This is a genomic window from Bradyrhizobium sp. T-1 (assembly GCF_053592855.1).
The window spans coordinates 29677-49498 of sequence record NZ_JBSGOX010000002.1; the positions used below are offsets into that span (position 1 = coordinate 29677).

Consider the following 19822-nt stretch of genomic DNA (forward strand, 5'->3'; position numbering starts at 1 on the left):
AGCTGCAGAGCGGAGCGCCTTGGCCATGCCTGGGCCGGCATGTGGAACGGTGTCACGGATGGCCCGTTGCCCCCTGACGAGATGCTCGACTGGCTCGACGCGAGGGCCGATCTGCTGGATCAGATCGCCAAGCGCGACGGCGCAGCTCGCTCGGCAACGTCGCTGCAACACGAAATCGCAGAAGCCAAGCGACAGCTAGTGGGCTTGCTGCAGGATACGGCGATTGCGGCCTCGGCAGGCAGCCTGCCCCTGAACGGCATTTTGGCGACGGCGGAAGTGCGCATCCGCACGGAAGAGGCGAATGCGCAAAAGCGGACCGAGCTTGCGCTCGATGAGCGGAAGCTCAAGGCCGACGTCGAGCGCAAGCGCGGTGTGGTCGAGGGCGCCGAGAAAGAACGCGCCGCCTGGAATGCGCAGTGGAAGGACGCCTTGGCGGCGCTCAGTCTTTCGGCTGAAGGTCCCATTGAGACCATTCAGGAGCAAATCGACGCGATCGACCAGATGCGCGAGACGTCAGTTAAGATTGCGGACTTGCAGCACGAGCGAATCGGAAAGATCGAGCGCGACATCAAGGCGTTTGCAACGGAGGTCGAAAGGCTCGTTGCATCGGTGTCGGTGCAGCTGGCGGGTGAGGACGCAGACGAGGCCGCCCTCAAGCTTCATGCACGATTGAATGCGTCGAAGCAGGCGCGTGACTCACTTAACGAGAAGAGTGAAGCGGTTGAAAATCTTCAGAAGAAGCTGGACGACTGCGACAGGTCGAGAAATGACGCGCGGGTCATTATGACAGGGCTCCAACGGGCGGCCGGCGCTGGAACGATCGACGCGTTGCGCGAAGCTATTCAGCGGTCTGACCAACAACGCGCGCTCAAGGATGAACGGGCGCGGTTGCGCGACGCTCGAAGCCGATGGTGACGGTCTTGGCCTAGTGGTTCTCGCCGAGGAGTGCCACAGCAACGATCCCGACCAGGCTGCGGCGCGGGAACAGACTTTGAAGAAATCGCTCGAAGAGGTCCGGGAGCGGCAACTGACCAATATCCAGCACAGTAAAGATACCGAGCGCGTATTCGAGGCCGTCGGCGGCGACGCTGCCGCGCAATATGCGCGCGTTCGTTCGGCGTCGGTGATCCTCAGATGGGCGATCGAGCGGTTCCGGCGTGAAAAGCAGGCGCCGCTGCTCAAGCGAGCCGGGGAATTGTTCTCGATCCTGACCGCCGGTTCCTTCGAACGGCTTACGCTCGCATACGATGAGAAGGATGTTCCGCACCTAGCGGGTCTGCGCGGGGATGGAGGCGCCGTCCCAGTATCAGGACTGAGCGAAGGCGCGGCCGATCAGTTGTTGATGGCCTTACGCATCGCTGCCGTAGAAGAGTATCTTACGCATTCCGCGCCAGCGCCATTTATCGCCGATGATCTTTTCATCAATTATGACGATGCGCGGGCTGCGGCTGGTTTCAAAGTCCTGCAACAGCTGGCGGAAAAGACGCAAGTGCTCTTCTTCACTCATCATCAGCATCTGGTCGGCGTTGCCCGCACAGCTTTCGACGGGCATGTGGCGACCGCGGTTCTCGAACCCCGCGGGGTTCCGATAAAGAACGTGGCCTGACGGGTAGACGGCATCAGCGCGAGGGATCGAAGCCGGACGGCGGGTGGGCTCGTTCACGAGCCCGGCCGGTGAGCCAGCACGCGGAGCGCGCTGCCGAGGCTATTCCTCAAGCCGCCATCGGCTATGCAGGGGCCTTGCCGATGGTAATCGCATCGCCGACAAAGCACCGCAGCGGCGTTGATCTTCTTTAGGATCTCGATGGGCGAGGTTGAAATTGGATGAGATTGCGGGCGACTTCAATTTCGGGAACTGCAAAGACTGGCCGATAGCAGTGAGGCGACTATCTGCACTCTCTGTTAGAAAACGGGCGTTCGGTGTACCTGCGAACGATCCGAACGACTCCGTCGCCTGATCACGCGCAATCATACAGCACGCCAACGACTCCTCGCGCAGTGACCAAGGTCGGTATCACGCCGAAGATATCGGTCGCCTCGGTCGCGAGGACAATCGACGAACCGAGGCCGCCGATCGTCTCGAATTGGCGGAGGTGAGCCAACTTACCGGGCAGACGGGCACCGACCCGCTTGAGAATGCTCGTACCATCATCGAGCGTTACTGCGACAAGTGTGTTCTCCCATCGATCGAGATAGCCAATTGTTAGCTCGGCGCCGCCCAAAATGATCTGACCGGGAAGCGCGAGTGGAACGGCGCTGTCCTCTCTGACGCGGTAAGCGACGACGACGTGCGCAAGCTCCGGCACCATATCGACAGGCGTTGCCTCGCCACTTCCAGGCGGCGGCGGCATATCGGTGAAGATTGCGCCGACAATGCGGTGCACGCGCAGCTTGCTCTCGTCGAACGTCAGTGTCGGGCGCGAGGTCCGCGGGTCGGGCATCTGCGCAGCTAGCGAGACACCGATTGCGCCACGTGACGTCACCAGCCGTCGTGCCAGCACTCGATTGCGATACTGAGCAATCACAAGATGTTGGTCGCGGCCAGGATAAGGTTCAACCTCGACGATCGCGACCGCGCCGCCGGGGATAGCAAAGCCCAACGTGTCGCCGCGGACGTAGAAGAGCGCTTTGCCCTCGAACCATTCGCCACTAAGCCGTTCGACAGCAACATCTTGCGTCCCGCCCACGGGCAATTCGCCGACGAACGCGGCGATTTCTGGGCAGAGCGGAACGGAAAAGGTGGGGCGGATGATCGGCCGCAAGGGCGCGACGTCCGTTCTGCTCTCGGAAGGCGCGAGTGGCTCGCGCCACCGGTACAAGCGAAATTGTTCGTGGACCTTTTCGATGCTGGTCCGCAGCCGCGCGAAGTCGGCTTCGACAGCCTTTACGTCCATGTAGCTGATCGACGCCTTGTCGTGGTGCGACGTGTTGAGGACACGCCGCGGCTCCGCCCCTTCGGCGAGGGCGGTATCCTCCGCGAACCGCTTGACGACCGGATTGGCAAACAGTTCGCCTGTCCCGATCGAGACGAGCCCGCGCAGCTTGTCCATCAGAGGGATGAGCGTCAGCGGCTTCGTCGATGTGGCATACGCGGGATGAGCAACATCATCGAATAGATCACCGAGCCGCGATTCGAGGAAGACGCGCAGGCCGCATAGTTCTGTGCGTCAGAAGCGGAATCGGAGTTCATATGAAACGCGTGGCGCCCGCGATCGATCTCCTCGATCGCTGGCGAGACGATGAGAGTCGGCCGCACCGCGTTCACCGGGTGGACAGATAGATGCTCAACGCGGTCGGCGGCACGATTCTCGGCAACGAGCGAGCGGGCGAACTTGCGATCGTGGGTGGTCACTAGAAGCTGAGCGCCCGCCTCGGCGAGCCCAGCCAAACCTCGCGCGAGGCGCTCGCGATTGTCGTTGTCGAGCATTCTGCGGGTCGTCGAGCACCAGCAATGACAGACCGCCGCGGGTTGTGAGGACGTGCTCGCGGAAGGCGAGAAAGAAGCCGAGCAGCGCGCCGCGCAGCGCAGAAGCGTTGGAGACATGCTGGGCAGGTGCGGTCACGCCCTCGCGGCCGACCTTGAGCTCAAGTACGCCCCGTGCGTCCATACCAGTTCCGGTAAGGTCGGGAGCAAAGCCGGTCGCGTTGCGGTAGATCGCGCGCCGCCAGTGCTCCGACCGGTTGTGCAGCTTCGCCCGTAGCGCCTCAACCTGAGACTGGGCGAGCTCGGCGAGTGGCACAAGCAGATCAAGCGCGGATACGGCCCTGCAGCAGGCGTCCATACGCGCCTGCTTCGATGCATGTTCCACGCGGGCGGCTTCTATCCGGCGAACATATTCGATCGCGGTATTAAGCGGCGCGACGCCCTCAACGATCGCGAGCAGCGATGACAATCGGCGGCCGATCGCCCGGCTCGCGTCGGCGGCACCGTCCTGGCCGCGCCGAACGGCTGGAGGAAACTCTTCAGTGCTGCGGCGTTGGCTCCGCGCCATTCGGCGAACGCCAACGCACGCACAGTGCGGTCGACTATCCGCTGCAACGCCGTCGTTCCAGTCACCAATACGGCAGGCAGCACACGAGTGTCCGGTTCTTCGAAGGCAGGCAAAGTCGCGAGGCGCTCATCCACGAGCGCCGAAGCATCGGCGCGAAGCGCCGATAGCGCACCGCGGAACGATTCCGTCCCGAACAGTTCGTCAATCAATCCAGCTCTCAATAAGTCGATGGGTGACCCTGGCAAGTCGCCGCGGGTTTCCTTCGCGAGGGTAGGCGGAAGATCTTGGAGGAGGCGACTGCACCAGTGCGACGACATTCGGCGACGGTGCGCGCGATAACCTCGCGGTCTCGCGTGGCTTCCGCTAGGTGGTCGCTGACCGTATTACCAGTAACCGGATCGCATTCCCCGTGGAGCGGGCCGACGCAAACCGGGCACATGCCGTCATCGGCATGGCCATGCTCGTGCATCCAGGCGGAAAGCCTAGCGTACAGCTGCGCCCGCCGCGCGCGGTCGGGGCTCGCAGCAAGCGCGGCCAGCGTCGCCGCCTCGGCATCGATCTGCGCCAACAGTCTGGCGACCACCGCGATCTCGTCGGCGCTCGCCGACAGGGCCGAGAGCCGCGCGATGGAGGGCAACTCGCTGAGATGCTTCGATAGCTGTTCGATGGCTGGCCGAATGCTCGCCTCGAGGTCGTCGCGGGCCTTCTTGTCCTCGGGGTTGAATTGTTCGCCCAATACTTCGCGCGCCTTGGCCAGTGCCGTCGCCTTCAGGGCCGCGAAATGCTCATTGATCTCCTGGATTCCGCCTTTGGAATCCTCAGCATCGACCGCAGGTGCATCTCCTTCGAATGCGATGGCGGGAAATTCCGCGACGGCGCCGGCGAGGTCGTCGGCAGCCTGCTGGTAGCGTTCTACGACTGATGCGTTGGGCTTCGAGTTCCTTGGTCGTGCGCTTGGCAATCCGCTCGGACGCTTTACCGGCATGCTTGGCGAGATCGACGAGGTCAGCGAGGCCGGTCAGGCGGGCGACTGCCTCGCCGAGTTGCGACGTAGAGCCGACCGCCAGAAACGGCAGCAGCGCGGGCATGGTCGTCGCAATGCGCGAGGCAATTGGGTCGATGCCGATTGCGTCGAGATCGGGCGGTGTCTCGGTGATCTTGCCGCGCGGGGTGCGGCCCTCCTGGTGGCGGAGGGGTGGCAGCGGGTCACCGTGGGCGTCGACGAAGGTTAGCTCGACCCAACTGTCGGCTGGAATCGCCTCGCCGTCCGCAGGCAGATCGCTAGCTTTGTGTGGCATAGGCGTGATTGCCGACATCGGGTGCGTCGTTACCGTGTCGTCGTTGCGCGCGGCCTCGCAAACGAACTCGGTCGGTCCCTCCTCGGGTGGGCGCTGGGAGCGGATGAGGTGACCGGTCAAACACCAGACGATGGCGTTGGCGATGGACGTCTTGCCCGAACCATCGGCGCCCTAGGTGACAGTCTTGCCAGATTCGAAGACGAACGTGTCGGGAGGCGCGGTGGAACGACCGTAAACGTGCAGCCCAGCAAACCGGTGTGCGACGACCTTTACCAGCCGCAACACTTTGACAGTGCGAGCTTGACCATCATCAGCCGCGGTCTCCAGCGTCGGCGGCTCCGTCCCAATGACGTTGATGATTGCCTCGACGTCGCCTGCGGAAAGATTACCGGCCCACTTGCCCCGATTGCGGCGATACCAATCCAACACCGCGCGGGCATCGTCTGAGTCTATCGAAAGATGGTCGCCCGCGGCGACAGCGACGGCTCGCCCGCCGATCAAATCGGCGAGCAGTGTGTCGGTAGTAAGCAGATGAATGTCACGCGGTGCCGGTGAGTCTTCGTTCACGTTTGCCCCCTTTGCCGGCACTTACCCTGTGAACGCTTATCAGTCCAGCGAATTGAAGGTCCGGCAGCGGCGATGTTCCTTGCGGATCCAAATTCAGGACCGGCAACTTGAGTACAAGGCTGACCGCGCGCGGCTTGAGGCCAACAAGATCGCTGATGCTCGCCAAGTCGTTTCGGACGACCTCCGTTGCTTGATCAAGCTCGCGGAAATAGCGGGCAATGTTGAAGGCGAAGGAATCGTAGTTGTCAATGATGGCAATCAAAGTGCACCAGCTGCTTCAGCACGAAATGCATCAAAGATCCGCTGAGCCTTGGCGAGCGTCTCCTCGATTCGGCCTCTGGGTCCGACAGCACCGTTATTCCACCGCCGGCATGAAATACGGCCAGGTCGTCGTCGATCGTGACAGTGCGGATCGCAATGTTCGTGTCCATGTGCCCGTTGAAGCCGATCGCCCCGCAATATACCTCTCGCGCCACGCGCTCGATTTCCGCAATAATTTCCATCGAGCGCACCTTCGGTGCCCCGGTGATGGAGCCGCCGACGGCGCATCCACACGACAATACATCATTGCGCGATCGATCAGCATCACGCGGCCCTACTGCGCAGGGCGGTATCACTACCGGGGGTTGACACGCAAAGATTTGTTGCACCACTATGGCCAACCGATACTAGGATGCAGACCAATCGAGCGCGGACGCGAACTTGACGATCGAAACAGCCACAATCCCCATCGTCCGGACACCGAAAACCAACGGCATCGTCCCCCTCGATCTCGTCGAAGCGATGTCAGTGGTCGCCGCCTCTCGCGCCACCCTCGCGATCATCAAAGCCTACGAAGCGGCCGGCGTGACCGGCAATGTCATGGTTCCGCTCGTCACAGACTGTCCAGTTGATCCCGCCACACTCGGCCGGGCAATACGGCGGGTCTGGAAAGCCGCATTGGAGGATGTTGGAAACGGAGGCTCCGTACGGGTCGAACTCCGACCTAGAGCGGTTCACAGATTTATTGAATCGGAAGGGATCCCGGATCTGGGGCGAATATGATTCAAGATGCTGGCTGGGCTGGAGGCCAGCATCTGATGGTCCGACCAATTTCCAACGATTTGCGTAAGCGCGCGGTATCCGCTGTTGCCAAGGGTGAGAGCTGCCGATCTGTGGCGGAACGGTTTGGCGTTGCGGTCTCGTCAGTCGTGAAGTGGTCTCAGCGTTATCGAGCGACCGGCTCGGTAGCCCCCGGCAAGATGGGTGGTCACCGCAAGCCTGTGCTTGATCCGCACCGGGCCTTCATCGTCGAGCGGATCACCGAGACGCCGCACCTGACGCTGCATGGTCTGAAGGCAGAGCTGGCAGCCCGTGGGGTCAAGGTCTCACACAACGCAGTCTGGCTGTTCCTGCGCCGGGAGGGGCTGCGGTTCAAAAGAACACTGTTCGCCCTCGAACAGGCTCGCGCCGACGTCTCTCGTAGGCGCCTGCGTTGGCGATCTTGGCAGGCCGGGCTCGATCCGGGCCGGCTCGTCTTCATCGATGAGAGTGTGCTGCAGACAGCGGAAGGAGTTCAAATGAACTAAGACCGATGGTGAAGCTGCGAGAAAGATGGGGGCGGGCCCCCGAGATCAGCTTTCAGGGGCGGGTCTCAAACCAATCCGAGCTGCTGCGGTAAAGAGCTGTGGTGGTGAGCGTCGGATCAGAAGTTCGGAATATACCGAGCAGGTGAGTGTCCGAAAGACGAACGAAAGTGAACCCTCCTGAGACGCGTCGTTATTAATTCAAGTGTCGTCAAAACCAGGACCGTCTCGTCAACCTGGGACACGTCCGCCAGATGCCTGACGACTGGGCGGGCGGCGACCGGCGTAGAGGGGGCGTGAGTCGGACACAGGCTTTCGCGTGGAACTGCAGGAACCAGGCTCTTGATGCCAAGGGAGAAGCGCAAGCGGTGCCAACCGCGAGGCGGGAGTACCGATGCAAGAGACTGGGGCGGACCGATCCGTAGGAGCGTTGAGGGCCCTGTAATGGGGACGGAGCAAAGGGATCGGGTCAGGTAGTCGTACTCTTGGACCAACTGGAAACAGGATGACTTCGAACAGTGCGATAAACAAGCCGTTCTCGATTGAGAAGCGGCGAGTGTACGAAGCGTACAAGGCGGTCAAATCCAATCGCGGAGCGGCTGGAGTGGACGGACAGACCTTCGAGATGTTCGAGAAAGACCTTGCAGGGAATCTCTACAAGATCTGGAATCGGATGTCGTCGGGGGTGTACTTTCCACCTCCGGTGCTCGCCGTCTCCATTCCAAAGAAGACCTGCGGCGAAAGGACTTTAGGTGTGCCCACTATCAGCGATCGGATGGTGGTCAAACGGATGATTGAGCCGGAACTGGAATCCATCTTCCTGCCGGACTCTTACGGTCACAGGCCAGGAAAATCGGCTCTGGACGCCGTGGGCGTCACGCGTCAGCGGTGCTGGAAATATGATTGGGTCCTGGAGTTCGACATCAAAGGACTGTTTGACAATCTCCCGCATGATCTTCTTGCTGAAGGCGGTCCGGAGACACGTGAAATGCAAATGGGCGCTGCTCTACATCGAAAGATGGCTGACGGCATCAAGGGAAAAGGACGGGAAGCTCGTTGAGCGGATCCGCGGAACCCTCAAGGGGCGTGATCAGCCCAATACTGGCCAATCTGTTCCTGCATTATACGTTTGATCTCTGGATGGCGCGGACACATCCCGACCTTCCTTGGTGTCGGTATGCCGATGACGGACTGGTGCACTGCCGGACCGAGCAAGAAGCAGAAGCCATTAAGGCGGAGCTTCAAGCGAGGCTGGAAGTGTGCGGACTTCAGATGCATCCGACGAAGACGCAGATCGTTTACTGCAAGGACAACTCACGGCACCCTTCGTCTTCGACGGCCCGATCAATGGCGAATGCTTCCGCGCTTACGTGAAGCACCTGCTCCTGCCGACCTTGCGCGAGGGCGATATCGTCATTCTCGACAATCTCGGAAGCCACAAGTCGAACGCTGTCAGACAGATGATCAAGGCGGCTGGCGCCAGGCTCTGGTACCTGCCGCCATACTCGCCCGACCTCAACCCGATCGAGCAGGCATTTTCCAAGATCAAACACTGGATGCGGCAAGCCCAGAAGCGCACCCTCGAGGACACCTGGCGCCATATCGGTCACCTCGTCCAGGAGGTCCAGCCCCGCGAATGCGCCAACTACTTCGCAAACTCAGGTTATGCTTCAATCAAAATGTGAAACGCTCTAACGAGGACGCGGTCGATATCATCGCAGGACCTGCAACGGACATCCGTCCCGACAAGTCGAGCAAAGCCAGCTTCCCGCAGCCGTCGTCCTCTTAGAATCCATACGGCCGTTCGGCCCAGCGCAGAAGCACTCGAGCATCCCGATTGGGCAAGATGACACGCTGATCGCGGAGGCCCTTGGCGATGGTTTGACCAACCTCCGGCTCGACGCGATTGCCATGCGTAATCAGAAAAAACCAGCCGAATGGAACGCCGACTTCACGGTCGATCGCTTCCACGCGGTCCATCAAGAAATGGACGGACGCACCTCCCACGCCAAGCCTCTCGTCCGGCAGATGAAGGGGACGCGGCACAAATCCAACCTCGCGCGTGCCTTTGTGGTCGTAGTCGCAAATATCGAGGGCCCAGTGCGCGTAGACGCGTTCAGCCGAGGCGCTCGATTCGTCCCAGTCCTGGAAGAAACGGTTCTCCCGCGGTACGAACTCGAACCAGTCCGGCACCAGTTCAAGAAACGGCGTCTCGGTTGTGCCCTCCCGTGTCACTTCACGCACCGCACGACGTTCCATCTCCGGCCGCTGCGCCTCGCGCCTCTCGCGCTCGAGTCGGGCGCACCGCGTAAGGTAACTCCGAACGTAGATGACGCTGCTGCCCGCGCGCCCAAGCATCCGATAGAGCGGACCCGCGATGACCTTGTTGTCGGACATCTCTTCGTGCGTGATCCATGACGGATCGAGTAATTCGTCCTTGCCCCAAGGGCGGTACGTCGATTGACGATCGGCCCCGCACGCGATTCGACTTCCCGGCCGAGACGGATTTGCACATAGTCCGCCGCGCCCGATCCAGTCGGCGCGAAGGCGTAGACCGTCTTACCGCGCCATTCAGAAGTCTGAAGATCGCTCTGGCGCAATCGCGTCCAGAGCGCGCCGATGTCGCCGTTGTTCTTGGCAAGCTCGGCTTCCATCCACGACCGGTATTCTGCGATCCGTGTCCCGTCAGCGGCGATCACCGAGCGTCTGTCGCGCCAATACTGGTCATCGATGGCCGCCGTCGAAAATGGGAATCCAGCAAACGTCTCTGTCAGCGCGGCCGCCAGCGCCGTTTCGTTAGCTCCGATCGGAAGACGGGCGAGGACCGCCTCGATCGTGGCGGGATCGGGCAGTCGTGCGGAACATTCTCCGGAGGCTCATCCATGACTTGATCCCATCATCGGAGCCTGTTTCGCCGCGCGCTCGATCTCTTCCATTGACGCCAGGATGTGCTCGAACCGAAGCCCCGCCGCAAGATCATTGGCGTCATGTTCGCATAGTCACGCGCGAGCGCGTCGATCGGCGCACGAGGCCGGTTCGCTGTCGTTAAGAAAAGATCGAACTTCTCGCCGGATGACCTCCTTGCAAGCTGCGCTGCTCACGAGCCATCCTCCGGTATGGCGTCGTCACGCTCGAGCAAGGGCCTAAGGAAATCCTGCATCCAGATCGGCATAGCTGACAGACCTGCGCGAAGATCGTCGCGAATCACCCTTCCATGCTGCGGATTTGCAAACAGTCTGTTCAGGAGGTTCACTATTGGCTGTCGATCATACCTACTTGTCATCATGTCCTGCATCCAATAGAGCGCCTGCACGACGCGCATGCCTGGACGTCCGGCCCAATAGAGACGGCTGGGCGCTGCCGACTTGAAATGGATGACCTGCTTTCCAAGGATGATCGGCTTCAGGCGGGCGTCGATCAGGACCTCGATGCGCGATGGGACGGCCCTGGTGAAGCCGAGATCATTCGCGGTAGTCATCCCGTCAACCACGACGCGGGCTTGGTCGCGGCGCGCCACGGCCTTGATGACGGCGCGATAGTCGGGGATTCCCAGCTTGCCCGTGAAATTGCTCTTTCGCGGCCGGTCGTAGAGGCCACGATCGAAGCGGCGTAGTTCGCCAGCCACGACCAGGCGCTGCAACGCCTTGTCGACGGTCGCACGGCTTCCGAAGTCGGCGAAATTGTCCATACCTCTGTGGGTGCCGCGTCGATGCGGGCAATGAGCCGCGATCGGAGGTCCGGGGTCGGCTCCTTGAGCGTGTCCGAAATATGATGTAAATTTCGGTCGGAAGCAACTCAGCTGCGATGGAATCTTTGACTGGAACTCGCCCGTTTTGAGCGGTCAAAGGACCTAAGACCTCGGACCAGTTGACGGACACCCGTCTGCACGCATACTGTCCTCAGTCCTAGGACAGAGGACATGCGCGCGGAACCCATGAAAAGTCAGGATATTGTCGTCCTGCTGAAGCTCGTGTGCTTGCAGGATCATGAGCACGCCGGCGGGGTAGGCCCCTTTGGCCAAGATGGCGAAGACCCATACTCGGTGCGGGGACTCGAGACGTCCCTCGGAATCAGCAAAACCGAAGTCGCCGCCTCGATCAAGCGCAGCCTTGCATCGGGTATGGCAATTAAGCGCCCGATGACGAGCCGTCCCGATCCCAATCGCAGGAACCTGCGCGACTTCATCACATACGGCCTGAAGTTCGTTTTTCCGGCAAGCCCGGGTCCCATGCAGCGCGGCATGCCAACGGCATTCGCCGCCCCGGTCCTGAAGGACTTACTCTACAGCGCGGGTAGCCTGATTCATGTTTGGCCTTATGCGCGCGGCCGCGAGATGGGGCAGTCCGTCGCGCCGCTGTTCAAGACTGTGCCGAAAGCCGCCGAGAGGGATGATCGCCTCTATGCCTATCTGGCTCTCGTCGACGCAATACGGCTCGGCAATCAGCGCGAAGCGAGTCTCGCGGCCAACTTGCTCAAGGAGAGACTAGGGTGACCATCCAGGGGCATCTCAAGGAAATGCTGAAGACAGTCGCCGGCGCACTCGGCGATGAGCTGCGTGCGCGATTGGTCTTCGTCGGAGGCTGCACAACCGCTCTCTACATAACGGATCCGGTCACCCTCGAAGGAGTCAGATCGACAGATGATGTCGACCTGATCGTGGATCTCGTCGGCTTCCCGGAGTGGGCAAAGCTGGTGGATCAGTTGCGAACGCAGGGTTTTTCCGAGACACCCGAGGACAATGTCATCTGTCGGATGAAGCTTAATGAACTCAAGGTCGATTTCATGCCCGACGACGAGAAGATCCTCGGTTTCAGCAATCGTTGGTACGCAAAGGGCATCGAAACAGCTGTTGAGACGCCCCTGGATGATGCCATTACGATTCGTCGCCTCACGCCGCCCTTGTTCATCGCAACGAAGCTGGAGGCTTATCGCGGAAGAGGTAGTGGGACCTTATCGGCAGCCGCGACGCCGAGGACATTCTCCTGCTCGTCGACGGGCGGGAGGAACTGCTTGACGAAGTTGCCGCCTCCGATGCAGACATTAGCTCATACATTGCCGAGCAATTCGGAGCGCTGCTCGCAGATCGCGACTTCGATCATTTCCTCGAAGGAAATATTCGCGGCCCGGTGGGGCGTGCTGACATTGTTCGCGACCGATTCGTTGCATTGAGCCAGTTGGGCAACGGCTGATATGGCGTTTGCAATCCAATGGCACAGCCAGCAGGGAACGAGGACGACCGACAACCGGGATTGCGCCGGGATCGGCATACGCCAGACGTCGGCCCTCGCCATAGTGCTCGACGGTTCGACCTCTGGAGCAGAGAGCGGAGCCTTTGCCCACGAGATTGCGCGTCGGATGGTCGATTGGTACGTGTCGACCGACGAAAACATCACCGCGGGGGTTCTCACAGCTCAACTTCGCGCGACGCATGCTAAACTGTCGAAACAGTTTCGGAGGGATTCGGCGAGTTACCTTCTGATGCATGTCGGCGCTGCTCAAACAGCTCTCGTTCTGCACGCAGGCGATTGCCTGGTTGGCCGTCAGGCGCCGGCGGGTCCGATGTCCTGGCTAACCCAGCCGCACACGCTTGCCAACTCGGTGTCGCAGATGACGATCGGCGACCTTGCGAACGATAGCGGTCGTCATCGCCTCACGCGAAGCTTCCGCTCGCGAGAATTCGTCGAGCCAGCTTTCTGTTCAATTGCGCTGGACGACACGCCAGTGCTCGTGGCGACTGACGGGTTCTGGGCCGAGCTGGATCATCGCCAGCAGAGCGCTTTCATCCATGGTCGCGTTCCGGAGAACGCCGGAGAGAGACGACCGCAGCGTACTTCAGATCACACGACTCGGAAGAGGCGGGTTGTCCAAGGTCTCACGGAGCGAGCCTCCTCGCAGAATCTACATGGTCTGCAAGCGCAAAATTGTCGCAAATTTTGCCCCTCTCGATCGAGACAAATTTCGTGGCGTTGAGACGTGACAGATTTTGTGTGGAATTGACCTGGCATGGACGAGTTTTTGGCTAACGAGATTCTAAATTTCTTCTCTTACGGTGCCCGCGGGCAATTGAAGACCGTGGAGTGTTCTGGATGTTTGCCAAGTTGATGCTTCGCGTTCGTGGTCAGCTGATTGCGGGTTTTGCAGCGGAATGTGCGATCATAGCGCTCTCATTCGGATATGCGGTTTTCGCAGTTAGCGGAGTCTCAACCACCGTCAATGAGATGGTGGGTCTTCGTACGCCGGTTGCGATCGCCAGTGCCGAGTTGGCCGGCAATACCGTAGTCTTTGTCGCTTCCGAGAAGGCTTCGGCTAACCTAGAGTCGGTTGCCTGCGCCACTGAGCAGATGAGCTCATCAGTGACCGAAATCGGCCGCCAAGTGTTGGATGCCGCGCGCATTGCGAGCGCCGCGGTTCGATAGGTGCCGTCGGCGACATTCGGCGCTTTGCCGATCCGACCAGGCTGGTGAGCTACCTGGGGCTGAACCCGAGCGTCAGGCAGTCTGGCGAGGGCCCCTACCATGGCAGGATCACCAAGCAGGGCTGCGGCCAAGCTCGCGGAATGCTCGTCGAAGCAGCATGGGCTGTAGCCCGTTCGGCGGGACCGCTGCGTGCATTCCTTCAACGTGTCGCTGCACGACGCGGCAAGCACATCGCGGCAGTCGCGACGGCGCGGAAGCTGGCGATGATCATCTGGCATATGCTGACCAAGAGCACTGACTAAATCTGGACGAGGCCGGCCCTGCTGGCGCACAAGTTCCGGAGCATCGAACTGCGCGCTGGACTACCCACCAGCCATGCCAAGCGTGGATCGGCCTATGATACAACATCCCCGCGAAGAGGGCTGAGGAACGAGCAGGCGTGGAATGCGCCGAGAAGGAGTATACGAGATTGGCGGCCAAAGCCGCGATCCCGACACAGCAAGGCTTCTGCAACATAGGGCTTGTCTACAACATCCGTGTCGGTCGGCTTGCCGGGCTGCGAGAAGTCCAGCATGACGCCGCGCTGGTAGGCCCACAGGTCAAGATCGCGCGACACGAACTCGCTGCCTTGATCGACGCGGATCGTGGCCGGGAAGCCCGCTTCTTTGCAGGCCCTTTCCAGCACCGCCACGACGTCGGCGCCGCGGAAGGTGAACCGTGGCGCCAGCGCCGGTGAGAACCGTGAGAAGATATCGACGATTGTCAGCACGCTAAGCTTGTGTCCTGTTGCCAACTGGTCATGGACGAAGTCCATCGCCCAGGTCTCGTGGATCGCGTCGCCGGCTTGCGATCATCGCGCAGCTTGACTTTGACGCGGCGCTTGGGCCTTTTTGTTGCGCAATTGCAGGCCCAACTCGCGATAGACGCGCCGGGTCTTGTTCTGGCACGGCGCCCATCCTTCACGACGCAGCAGCACGTGAACGCGGCGATAACCGTAGCGAATGCGGGCATGACAGGTCTCCTTGATCTTCTGCTCGAGGGCAGCTTGGCCGGAGCGACGGGACTTGTAGTGGTGGGTCGACCTGTCAAACTAAAACGCCGCACAGGCCCTGCGGATCGAGACCTGCCATTCGTTGCGGACTTCGTCAACCAGCTTGCGCTTCCGGCAAGGCCTCATAGCCTTCGGCGGATCACGTCCTGCGGCATCTCCTTGTCGAGCGACAGGCCCGCGACCAGTTTCTTCAGCTTGCCGTTCTGGGCCTCGAGCTGCTTCAAGCGCGGCATCTCCGTCGGCAGCAGTCCGTCACACTTCTTCTTCCAGTTGAAGTAGGTCGCTTGGCTGATCCCGACCTTGCGGAAGATCTTCGCAGCCGGGACGCCATCGTTGCCCTGCTTCAGGATGAACGCCTTCCGGGCGTCCGAGAACTTCGAGGCCTTCATCGTCCTTCGCTCCTCCCAGCCGAGGGGATTCGGCAGCGAAAACTCTAGCCAAAGTGGTCCAGCTTGCCGGCCTCAGATCATGTCGTTGAACCGACACGCACGATGGTTTCACCGAAAGGGTTAAGTGTTGGCGCCCTGCCTTCGGTCATGAAGCGCTCGAAATTGAGCGATCTTAACGTCGCTACCGTGTTGCCCCGTTGCGAGCGCTTCTAAGCCTGCTCGTTGTCGTCGCGCTCGCGCACAACCGTTCGGCGCGGCGAAGGACGTTGATCATCGAGAGGAGATCGTCAGCGTCGGCTTCAATGCGGCTCTTCACTCGCATCCCAGTCGGAAACTGAAGATGTCGGCGACCGCGTCCAAGACCTGCTCGCCATCTGTCTGGAGCCTCTGATTCCGATCCTGCGGTGTTTGAAAAGGCGGTAGGCCTGAAGCAGGTGCTCGATTACGACTCGGTCGCCGGATCAGAAGGCCTGGTGCGGCTCGAAATCGTCATGCTCGCGCATGTGAGGGGACTGCGTCGCAGGCAAGCTCGAGCGGGTCCGTGGGACCATAGGACACCGAGAACCAACAGTCAGAGCTTGGCTCTTTTCGTACCAACGCGTCGCGCTTCAGACAACGTGTCGGGAGTCGGACGACGCGAAATCATCGCTGGCAAACCAAATGGCCAACTCTTTTCGAATTCCGTCGGCTCTGGGGGCGCGAGCCGAGTGATCTAAGGGCTGGTATGGCGCTTGCTTAAAGAGAGGCGGAACCACGTCTACGCCCCCTGGCGATTAAATACCTTCGCCTGCGATGGACCTAGGAGATCGGTTCTTTAGCACGAGGAGCTAATAGCATGTCCGGTGTTGCTGCTGCGTTTCTATGCTCTTCAAGCAAGTCACGGGCGACGGTTTATGATCGGCTCAAGCACATGGTTCCGAAACTTGCATTTCGCGGTCAGGCGGGGGTCGGCATTGCAGCTTTCATGCACAAGGAAGGTGTTCGATATGCGAGAGCGCTTCAGTCCTCATGCGACTCAGTGCGCATTGAGCACGATGAACAGGATCCGAATTTTAGGCCCCATGTTGCAATCGCCCATATCCGTAGCCGATGCCGCGGAATCAGCGATGGCGGGGACCTTCAGCCAATTCACAACAATGCGGGCACCAGCCGCAGTTTGGCAATTTCTCTAGATGGAGCCTTGGTCAATGGCCGTGAACTCAGGGGAGAATTGCTTGCCCAGGGCTATAGGTTGGGCAGCAACACAGATGCTGAGCTCTTGCTCAAGTGGATTGAAGGCTCTTGTGAAAGAGACTATTGGCGGCACGGTCTGCCCGTCAATTACGAAAACATCTTTCGCGACATTGATGACCGAATTGATGGCGCTATTAGCGCGATTCTCCTGGACGGAGAAGGAAATCTGGTTGCATACCGTAATCGATGTGGTTTGCGTCCATTGGAAACTATGCAAACAGATGACGGGTTCTTGCTGGTTGCTTCGGAAAATTGTGCCTTTGCCGATCTGGAGGGTAAGACACAGCAAATCTTACCAGGGCACATCAGGTATGTAGACGGGAAAATGGGGTACTGCGTTGATCGTTCCGTGAGCAACGGGCAATACAAAGCCAAACTCTGCGCCTACGAAGCTCTTTACTTAGGAAATCCGAACACATCGGTCGAAGGCCAATCACATTTCGAAACCCGTTACAACATCGGAGCCGCCCTTGGTGGCCTTGTTGCGCAGCGACTGCAAGGAGAACTAGGCTCCACACTCACAATCGTTTCCTCCATGCCGCATACTGGCGGGCCGTACGCTGATGGTCTGTTTGCATCTCTCGTCGAATACGGCGTGTTCGCCCAGCGTCGGGAAGTAGTCTCAACGCAATTTTTTCAGCGAACTCTAATCGGTACACCCAGCGAGCGAAAATGTCTCATTGCTCAAAAGTACCGCGTATCGGAAACGAGCCTTGCTGAAGCCGCGATAATAATTGTCGACGAGGCCCTCATTCGTGGCGATACCAGTCAGGCTGTCACGAATATGCTGCTTGCCGCTGGGGCCAAAGCCGTACATTGGGCGATCGGTTCGCCGCCCATAGTGGCTCCTAACTACTACGGCATGGGTATCGACACACTAGATGAGTTGGCATTCTGGCAGATATGGAAACAATTGCCGCCTGAACAGCGCACGCAAATCCTTCGCTTTCACAAGATGGAGCCGCAAGATCTCAAAATCATCGAAAGCAATATCGCGGCATCCATCAACGCGGCCACGATAACGTATCTGCCGTTTCCACTTCTAGTATCGTTGTTGCCCTGCAGGCAAGACGGCGTCGATTTGTCACCGTTTACATTCGAGATGCCAACCCCTGCGGGGCAGAAGCGCGCGAATAGGAACTTGCGCGAATTAGCGGCCGATCTTCCCTATTCGGAATCGATCCTTGCTTGAGGTCAAATCATGAAACCGGTTCTCGTCTTTGATTGGAATGGAACGCTGCTCGATGATACGTACGCACTGCTCCAAACGACAAATGCCATACTAGATCGCTTTGGTCATGCAACAATCGACATGAGCACCTTCCGGGAACATTGCGATGTTCCGCTATCTCTTCTTTATCGCAGTCTCGGAATGTCGCAAGACGAGGTTGCGACGGTGGATCGCGATGGCAGTGCAATCTTTCACGACACGTACGAACCTCTTGCGGGTAAAGCCGATCTGCGCGAGGGCGCGCGCAGGGTGTTGGAGTTAGCGCACCAAGAAGCAGCTTCGTCCATCATCGTGAGCAACCATATAGTCGATCCTCTGCGCTCCCAATTGAGAAGACTTGGGATCGACGACTACATCAACGATGTGCTCGCCTTTGAAAACCGCACTACCCAATATAAATCGATGAGCAAGGGAGAGCGGCTTCGTCTATACATGCAGAAAAACAACCTGAAGCCGGCGTCAACCTTCATCATCGGCGATATGCCGGTCGAAACGGATATCGCGCGCAATCTCGGACTCGTAAGCATATCCATTACCGGTGGATTTGTTTCGGAGTCGCGCTTGCGCGCGGCGCGTCCTGACTACACGATTAACAACCATCATGAGCTGTTACCAATCTTACAAAGGCACGGGTTTTTTCGGAATGCATAAATCATGATTGGCGAGGAATCATCACCCAACGTCGCTCCTAAAACGGCGAAGCAGAGAATAGGCCTTATCGGAGCTGGACGCATGGGAACCGGTATCGGTATCAGCCTATTGCGTCACCAAATCGAGCTGCATATCAAAGCGAACAAAACTCGCTTCGGTGCGGATCGCTTGACTGGTGCAGGTGCCCATGAACATCCTTCGATCGCCGAGTTGGCGCGGCATGTAAACGCCGTCGTGTTATCCTTGCCTTCCAGCCGCGAGGTTGAGGCAGTATGCCTTGGGCAAGATGGGCTGTTCGTCCATATGCCCCGAGGAGGGTTGATAATTGACTGCTCGACGTCTTATCCTGCTTCAACGGTCGCACTGGCTGAGCAGGCGCAAAAATGCGGCCTAAGCTTTATGGACGCTCCAGTAACGCGGAGCCCCGAACAAGCAGAGCTAGGCCTTCTCAACGCGATCGTTGGATCGAATGAAAAGCTTTTTCCTGTCGCTGAGGGCATTCTTGGTGCGTTTTGTGAGACCGTTCTTCATGTCGGAGATGTCGGACAAGGTCACAAGCTCAAGCTTGTTTACAACAGCATGACTATGGGGATAGCGGCGGTAGCCGCGGAGGTTTGCCAGTTTGCGTGCGGCCTTGACGTCGATCTCGTAACACTCCGCTCTCTGGTTAGTCGGGGCTCCACCAATAGCGGAATATTTCAAGCCTTCGTGTCCTTTTTGTTAGGCGAGAAACCCGATGTTCTGGCAATCTCAATCGCGAATTCCGCAAAGGATATTGAGTGCGCTGTGCGCCTGGCAGGCGAGAGCGCAGTTCCGGTGCCGGTCTTGGCTGCCGCCGCACACAAATTAAATGTCTCAGTTGTTGCGGGCAAAGGCGAACTCACACTACCTCATCTGTCTCGCCCATGAGCTCCTCGGCCTATTCATAGCAATCGAGAGCGGGCTCTAACCGCGGAGCGAGTGCAGATCGTCGTTATGGAGAGGTGTAGCTGGCGGGGCCGCGGCCCTCTATCGGTCTGCGCATTTTCATCGATGCAGTGTACGCATCCGGGCAACCCTACGATTACCCACATTTTTTGAGGTGTACTGTGCCGAAAAACTTGAGTCGCCAGAAACGCTTGTGATTCTTTGACGGGTACCTGATTCGAGAAGAGGTGCTCTATGGACTGACTTCACGCGCGCGGGATGAGAAGGCGGATCGGTTGACGTCTGACGCGGTGACCTGGTTTGACCGTGAAGCAGCGCTTTGCGAATTCCATGACACTCGGCTTGGCGAGAGAATTCGCATGCTGCTGAAGCAGATCGGCGGAGACATCGGACAGAGCATTCCGATGGTGTGCCAAGACTGGGCTAATACCAAGGCGGCCTATCGTTTCTTTCTCCAATGAACGAGTAAGCGAGGCCGACATCCTGTCACAGTGCCGGCCTT

Annotated in this window: 18 protein-coding genes and 8 pseudogenes; 16 read left to right on the forward strand and 10 right to left on the reverse strand. The window is 59.4% G+C overall.

The features are described 5' to 3' along the window. The first annotated feature begins 66 nt into the window (after positions 1 to 66). Positions 67 to 915 carry a coiled-coil domain-containing protein gene (locus tag ACWAT4_RS39465; protein WP_128958633.1) on the forward strand — a complete coding sequence of 283 codons (849 nt, stop codon included), beginning with the start codon at positions 67 to 69 and terminating at the stop codon, positions 913 to 915. After that, complete coding sequence (locus ACWAT4_RS39470) at positions 875 to 1606, forward strand: ATP-binding protein (protein ID WP_128929783.1); 732 nt, start codon at positions 875 to 877, stop codon at positions 1604 to 1606. The genes ACWAT4_RS39465 and ACWAT4_RS39470 overlap by 41 nt, the downstream gene beginning before the upstream one ends. A 352-nt stretch (positions 1607 to 1958) precedes the next feature. On the opposite strand, the gene ACWAT4_RS39475 is transcribed toward ACWAT4_RS39470, so the two are convergent. The 4 genes from ACWAT4_RS39475 to ACWAT4_RS39490 form a co-directional block, all read right to left on the reverse strand. After that, a complete protein-coding gene (locus tag ACWAT4_RS39475; protein ID WP_206733199.1) occupies positions 1959 to 3050 on the reverse strand; it encodes a hypothetical protein in 1092 nt (363 codons plus the stop codon). Between the two features lie 14 nt (positions 3051 to 3064). After that, on the reverse strand, positions 3065 to 3427 hold the full coding sequence (locus tag ACWAT4_RS39480; RefSeq protein WP_206733200.1) for an ATP-binding cassette domain-containing protein: 363 nt from the start codon (positions 3425 to 3427) through the stop codon (positions 3065 to 3067). 393 nt (positions 3428 to 3820) lie between these two features. Beyond that, the gene (locus ACWAT4_RS39485) at positions 3821 to 4201 is read right to left on the reverse strand and encodes a hypothetical protein (protein WP_206733201.1); all 381 of its coding nucleotides are present in this window, start codon (positions 4199 to 4201) and stop codon (positions 3821 to 3823) included. 8 nt (positions 4202 to 4209) lie between these two features. After that, complete coding sequence (locus ACWAT4_RS39490) at positions 4210 to 4728, reverse strand: hypothetical protein (RefSeq protein WP_206733202.1); 519 nt, start codon at positions 4726 to 4728, stop codon at positions 4210 to 4212. A 45-nt stretch (positions 4729 to 4773) separates the two neighbouring features. On the opposite strand from ACWAT4_RS39490, the gene ACWAT4_RS39495 reads away from it, so the two are divergent. Both ACWAT4_RS39495 and ACWAT4_RS39500 read left to right on the forward strand, forming a co-directional pair. Next, positions 4774 to 4914 carry a hypothetical protein gene (locus ACWAT4_RS39495; RefSeq protein ID WP_206733203.1) on the forward strand — a complete coding sequence of 47 codons (141 nt, stop codon included), beginning with the start codon at positions 4774 to 4776 and terminating at the stop codon, positions 4912 to 4914. A 4-nt stretch (positions 4915 to 4918) separates the two neighbouring features. Further along, complete coding sequence (locus ACWAT4_RS39500; protein WP_206733204.1) at positions 4919 to 5224, forward strand: hypothetical protein; 306 nt, start codon at positions 4919 to 4921, stop codon at positions 5222 to 5224. Between the two features lie 237 nt (positions 5225 to 5461). Here ACWAT4_RS39500 and ACWAT4_RS39505 read toward each other — a convergent pair whose 3' ends face one another. The 3 genes and pseudogenes from ACWAT4_RS39505 to ACWAT4_RS39515 all read right to left on the reverse strand — a co-directional run. Beyond that, positions 5462 to 5857 (reverse strand): hypothetical protein, encoded by a 396-nt coding sequence (locus tag ACWAT4_RS39505; protein WP_206733205.1) that lies wholly within the window; start codon positions 5855 to 5857, stop codon positions 5462 to 5464. Further along, complete coding sequence (locus ACWAT4_RS39510) at positions 5829 to 6119, reverse strand: type 1 glutamine amidotransferase family protein (RefSeq protein ID WP_347339917.1); 291 nt, start codon at positions 6117 to 6119, stop codon at positions 5829 to 5831. Before ACWAT4_RS39510 ends, ACWAT4_RS39505 begins: the two co-directional genes overlap by 29 nt. Then, positions 6116 to 6405, reverse strand: a pseudogene (locus ACWAT4_RS39515) (chorismate-binding protein); the annotation flags it as partial. The pseudogene ACWAT4_RS39515 and the gene ACWAT4_RS39510, both read right to left, overlap by 4 nt. 154 nt (positions 6406 to 6559) lie before the next feature. Here ACWAT4_RS39515 and ACWAT4_RS39520 point away from each other — a divergent pair. From ACWAT4_RS39520 to ACWAT4_RS39535, 4 genes and pseudogenes are all read left to right on the forward strand, one after another. Further along, entirely contained in the window at positions 6560 to 6901 is a 342-nt protein-coding gene (locus tag ACWAT4_RS39520) for a hypothetical protein (protein WP_128929782.1), read from the forward strand. Further along, positions 6898 to 7401, forward strand: a pseudogene (locus ACWAT4_RS39525) (helix-turn-helix domain-containing protein); the annotation flags it as partial. The gene ACWAT4_RS39520 and the pseudogene ACWAT4_RS39525, both read left to right, overlap by 4 nt. Before the next feature lie 526 nt (positions 7402 to 7927). After that, a pseudogene (gene ltrA, locus ACWAT4_RS39530) lies at positions 7928 to 8742 on the forward strand (group II intron reverse transcriptase/maturase); the annotation flags it as partial. Then, a pseudogene (locus tag ACWAT4_RS39535) lies at positions 8733 to 9107 on the forward strand (IS630 family transposase); the annotation flags it as partial. The pseudogenes ltrA and ACWAT4_RS39535, both read left to right, overlap by 10 nt. A gap of 100 nt (positions 9108 to 9207) precedes the next feature. Here ACWAT4_RS39535 and ACWAT4_RS39540 read toward each other — a convergent pair. Both ACWAT4_RS39540 and ACWAT4_RS39545 read right to left on the reverse strand, forming a co-directional pair. Then, positions 9208 to 10274, reverse strand: a pseudogene (locus tag ACWAT4_RS39540) (hypothetical protein). Positions 10275 to 10519: 245 nt separating this feature from the next. After that, positions 10520 to 11190, reverse strand: a pseudogene (locus ACWAT4_RS39545) (DUF6088 family protein). Positions 11191 to 11356: 166 nt separating this feature from the next. Here ACWAT4_RS39545 and ACWAT4_RS39550 point away from each other — a divergent pair. From ACWAT4_RS39550 to ACWAT4_RS39565, 4 genes and pseudogenes are all read left to right on the forward strand, one after another. Further along, positions 11357 to 11914, forward strand: a complete 558-nt coding sequence (locus tag ACWAT4_RS39550; RefSeq protein WP_128930177.1) for a hypothetical protein — start codon at positions 11357 to 11359, stop codon at positions 11912 to 11914. Beyond that, complete coding sequence (locus ACWAT4_RS39555) at positions 11911 to 12591, forward strand: hypothetical protein (RefSeq protein WP_308421722.1); 681 nt, start codon at positions 11911 to 11913, stop codon at positions 12589 to 12591. The genes ACWAT4_RS39550 and ACWAT4_RS39555 overlap by 4 nt, the downstream gene beginning before the upstream one ends. Before the next feature lie 917 nt (positions 12592 to 13508). After that, positions 13509 to 13838 carry a hypothetical protein gene (locus ACWAT4_RS39560; RefSeq protein WP_128929781.1) on the forward strand — a complete coding sequence of 110 codons (330 nt, stop codon included), beginning with the start codon at positions 13509 to 13511 and terminating at the stop codon, positions 13836 to 13838. Next, a pseudogene (locus ACWAT4_RS39565) lies at positions 13829 to 14310 on the forward strand (transposase); the annotation flags it as partial. The gene ACWAT4_RS39560 and the pseudogene ACWAT4_RS39565, both read left to right, overlap by 10 nt. 51 nt (positions 14311 to 14361) lie before the next feature. Here ACWAT4_RS39565 and ACWAT4_RS39570 read toward each other — a convergent pair. Then, positions 14362 to 15278, reverse strand: a pseudogene (locus ACWAT4_RS39570) (IS3 family transposase); the annotation flags it as partial. Positions 15279 to 16113: 835 nt separating this feature from the next. Between ACWAT4_RS39570 and ACWAT4_RS39575 the strand changes: the two are divergent. From ACWAT4_RS39575 to ACWAT4_RS39590, 4 genes are all read left to right on the forward strand, one after another. Further along, positions 16114 to 17703, forward strand: coding sequence for an amidophosphoribosyltransferase (locus ACWAT4_RS39575; RefSeq protein ID WP_232995614.1), 1590 nt, complete (start codon positions 16114 to 16116; stop codon positions 17701 to 17703). Positions 17704 to 17712: 9 nt separating this feature from the next. After that, complete coding sequence (locus ACWAT4_RS39580) at positions 17713 to 18393, forward strand: HAD family hydrolase (protein ID WP_128929780.1); 681 nt, start codon at positions 17713 to 17715, stop codon at positions 18391 to 18393. Between the two features lie 3 nt (positions 18394 to 18396). Next, a complete protein-coding gene (locus ACWAT4_RS39585) occupies positions 18397 to 19302 on the forward strand; it encodes an NAD(P)-dependent oxidoreductase (RefSeq protein ID WP_128929779.1) in 906 nt (301 codons plus the stop codon). Between the two features lie 308 nt (positions 19303 to 19610). Continuing rightward, entirely contained in the window at positions 19611 to 19781 is a 171-nt protein-coding gene (locus tag ACWAT4_RS39590) for an IS4/Tn5 family transposase DNA-binding protein (RefSeq protein WP_232995656.1), read from the forward strand. The last annotated feature ends 41 nt before the right edge of the window (positions 19782 to 19822 follow it).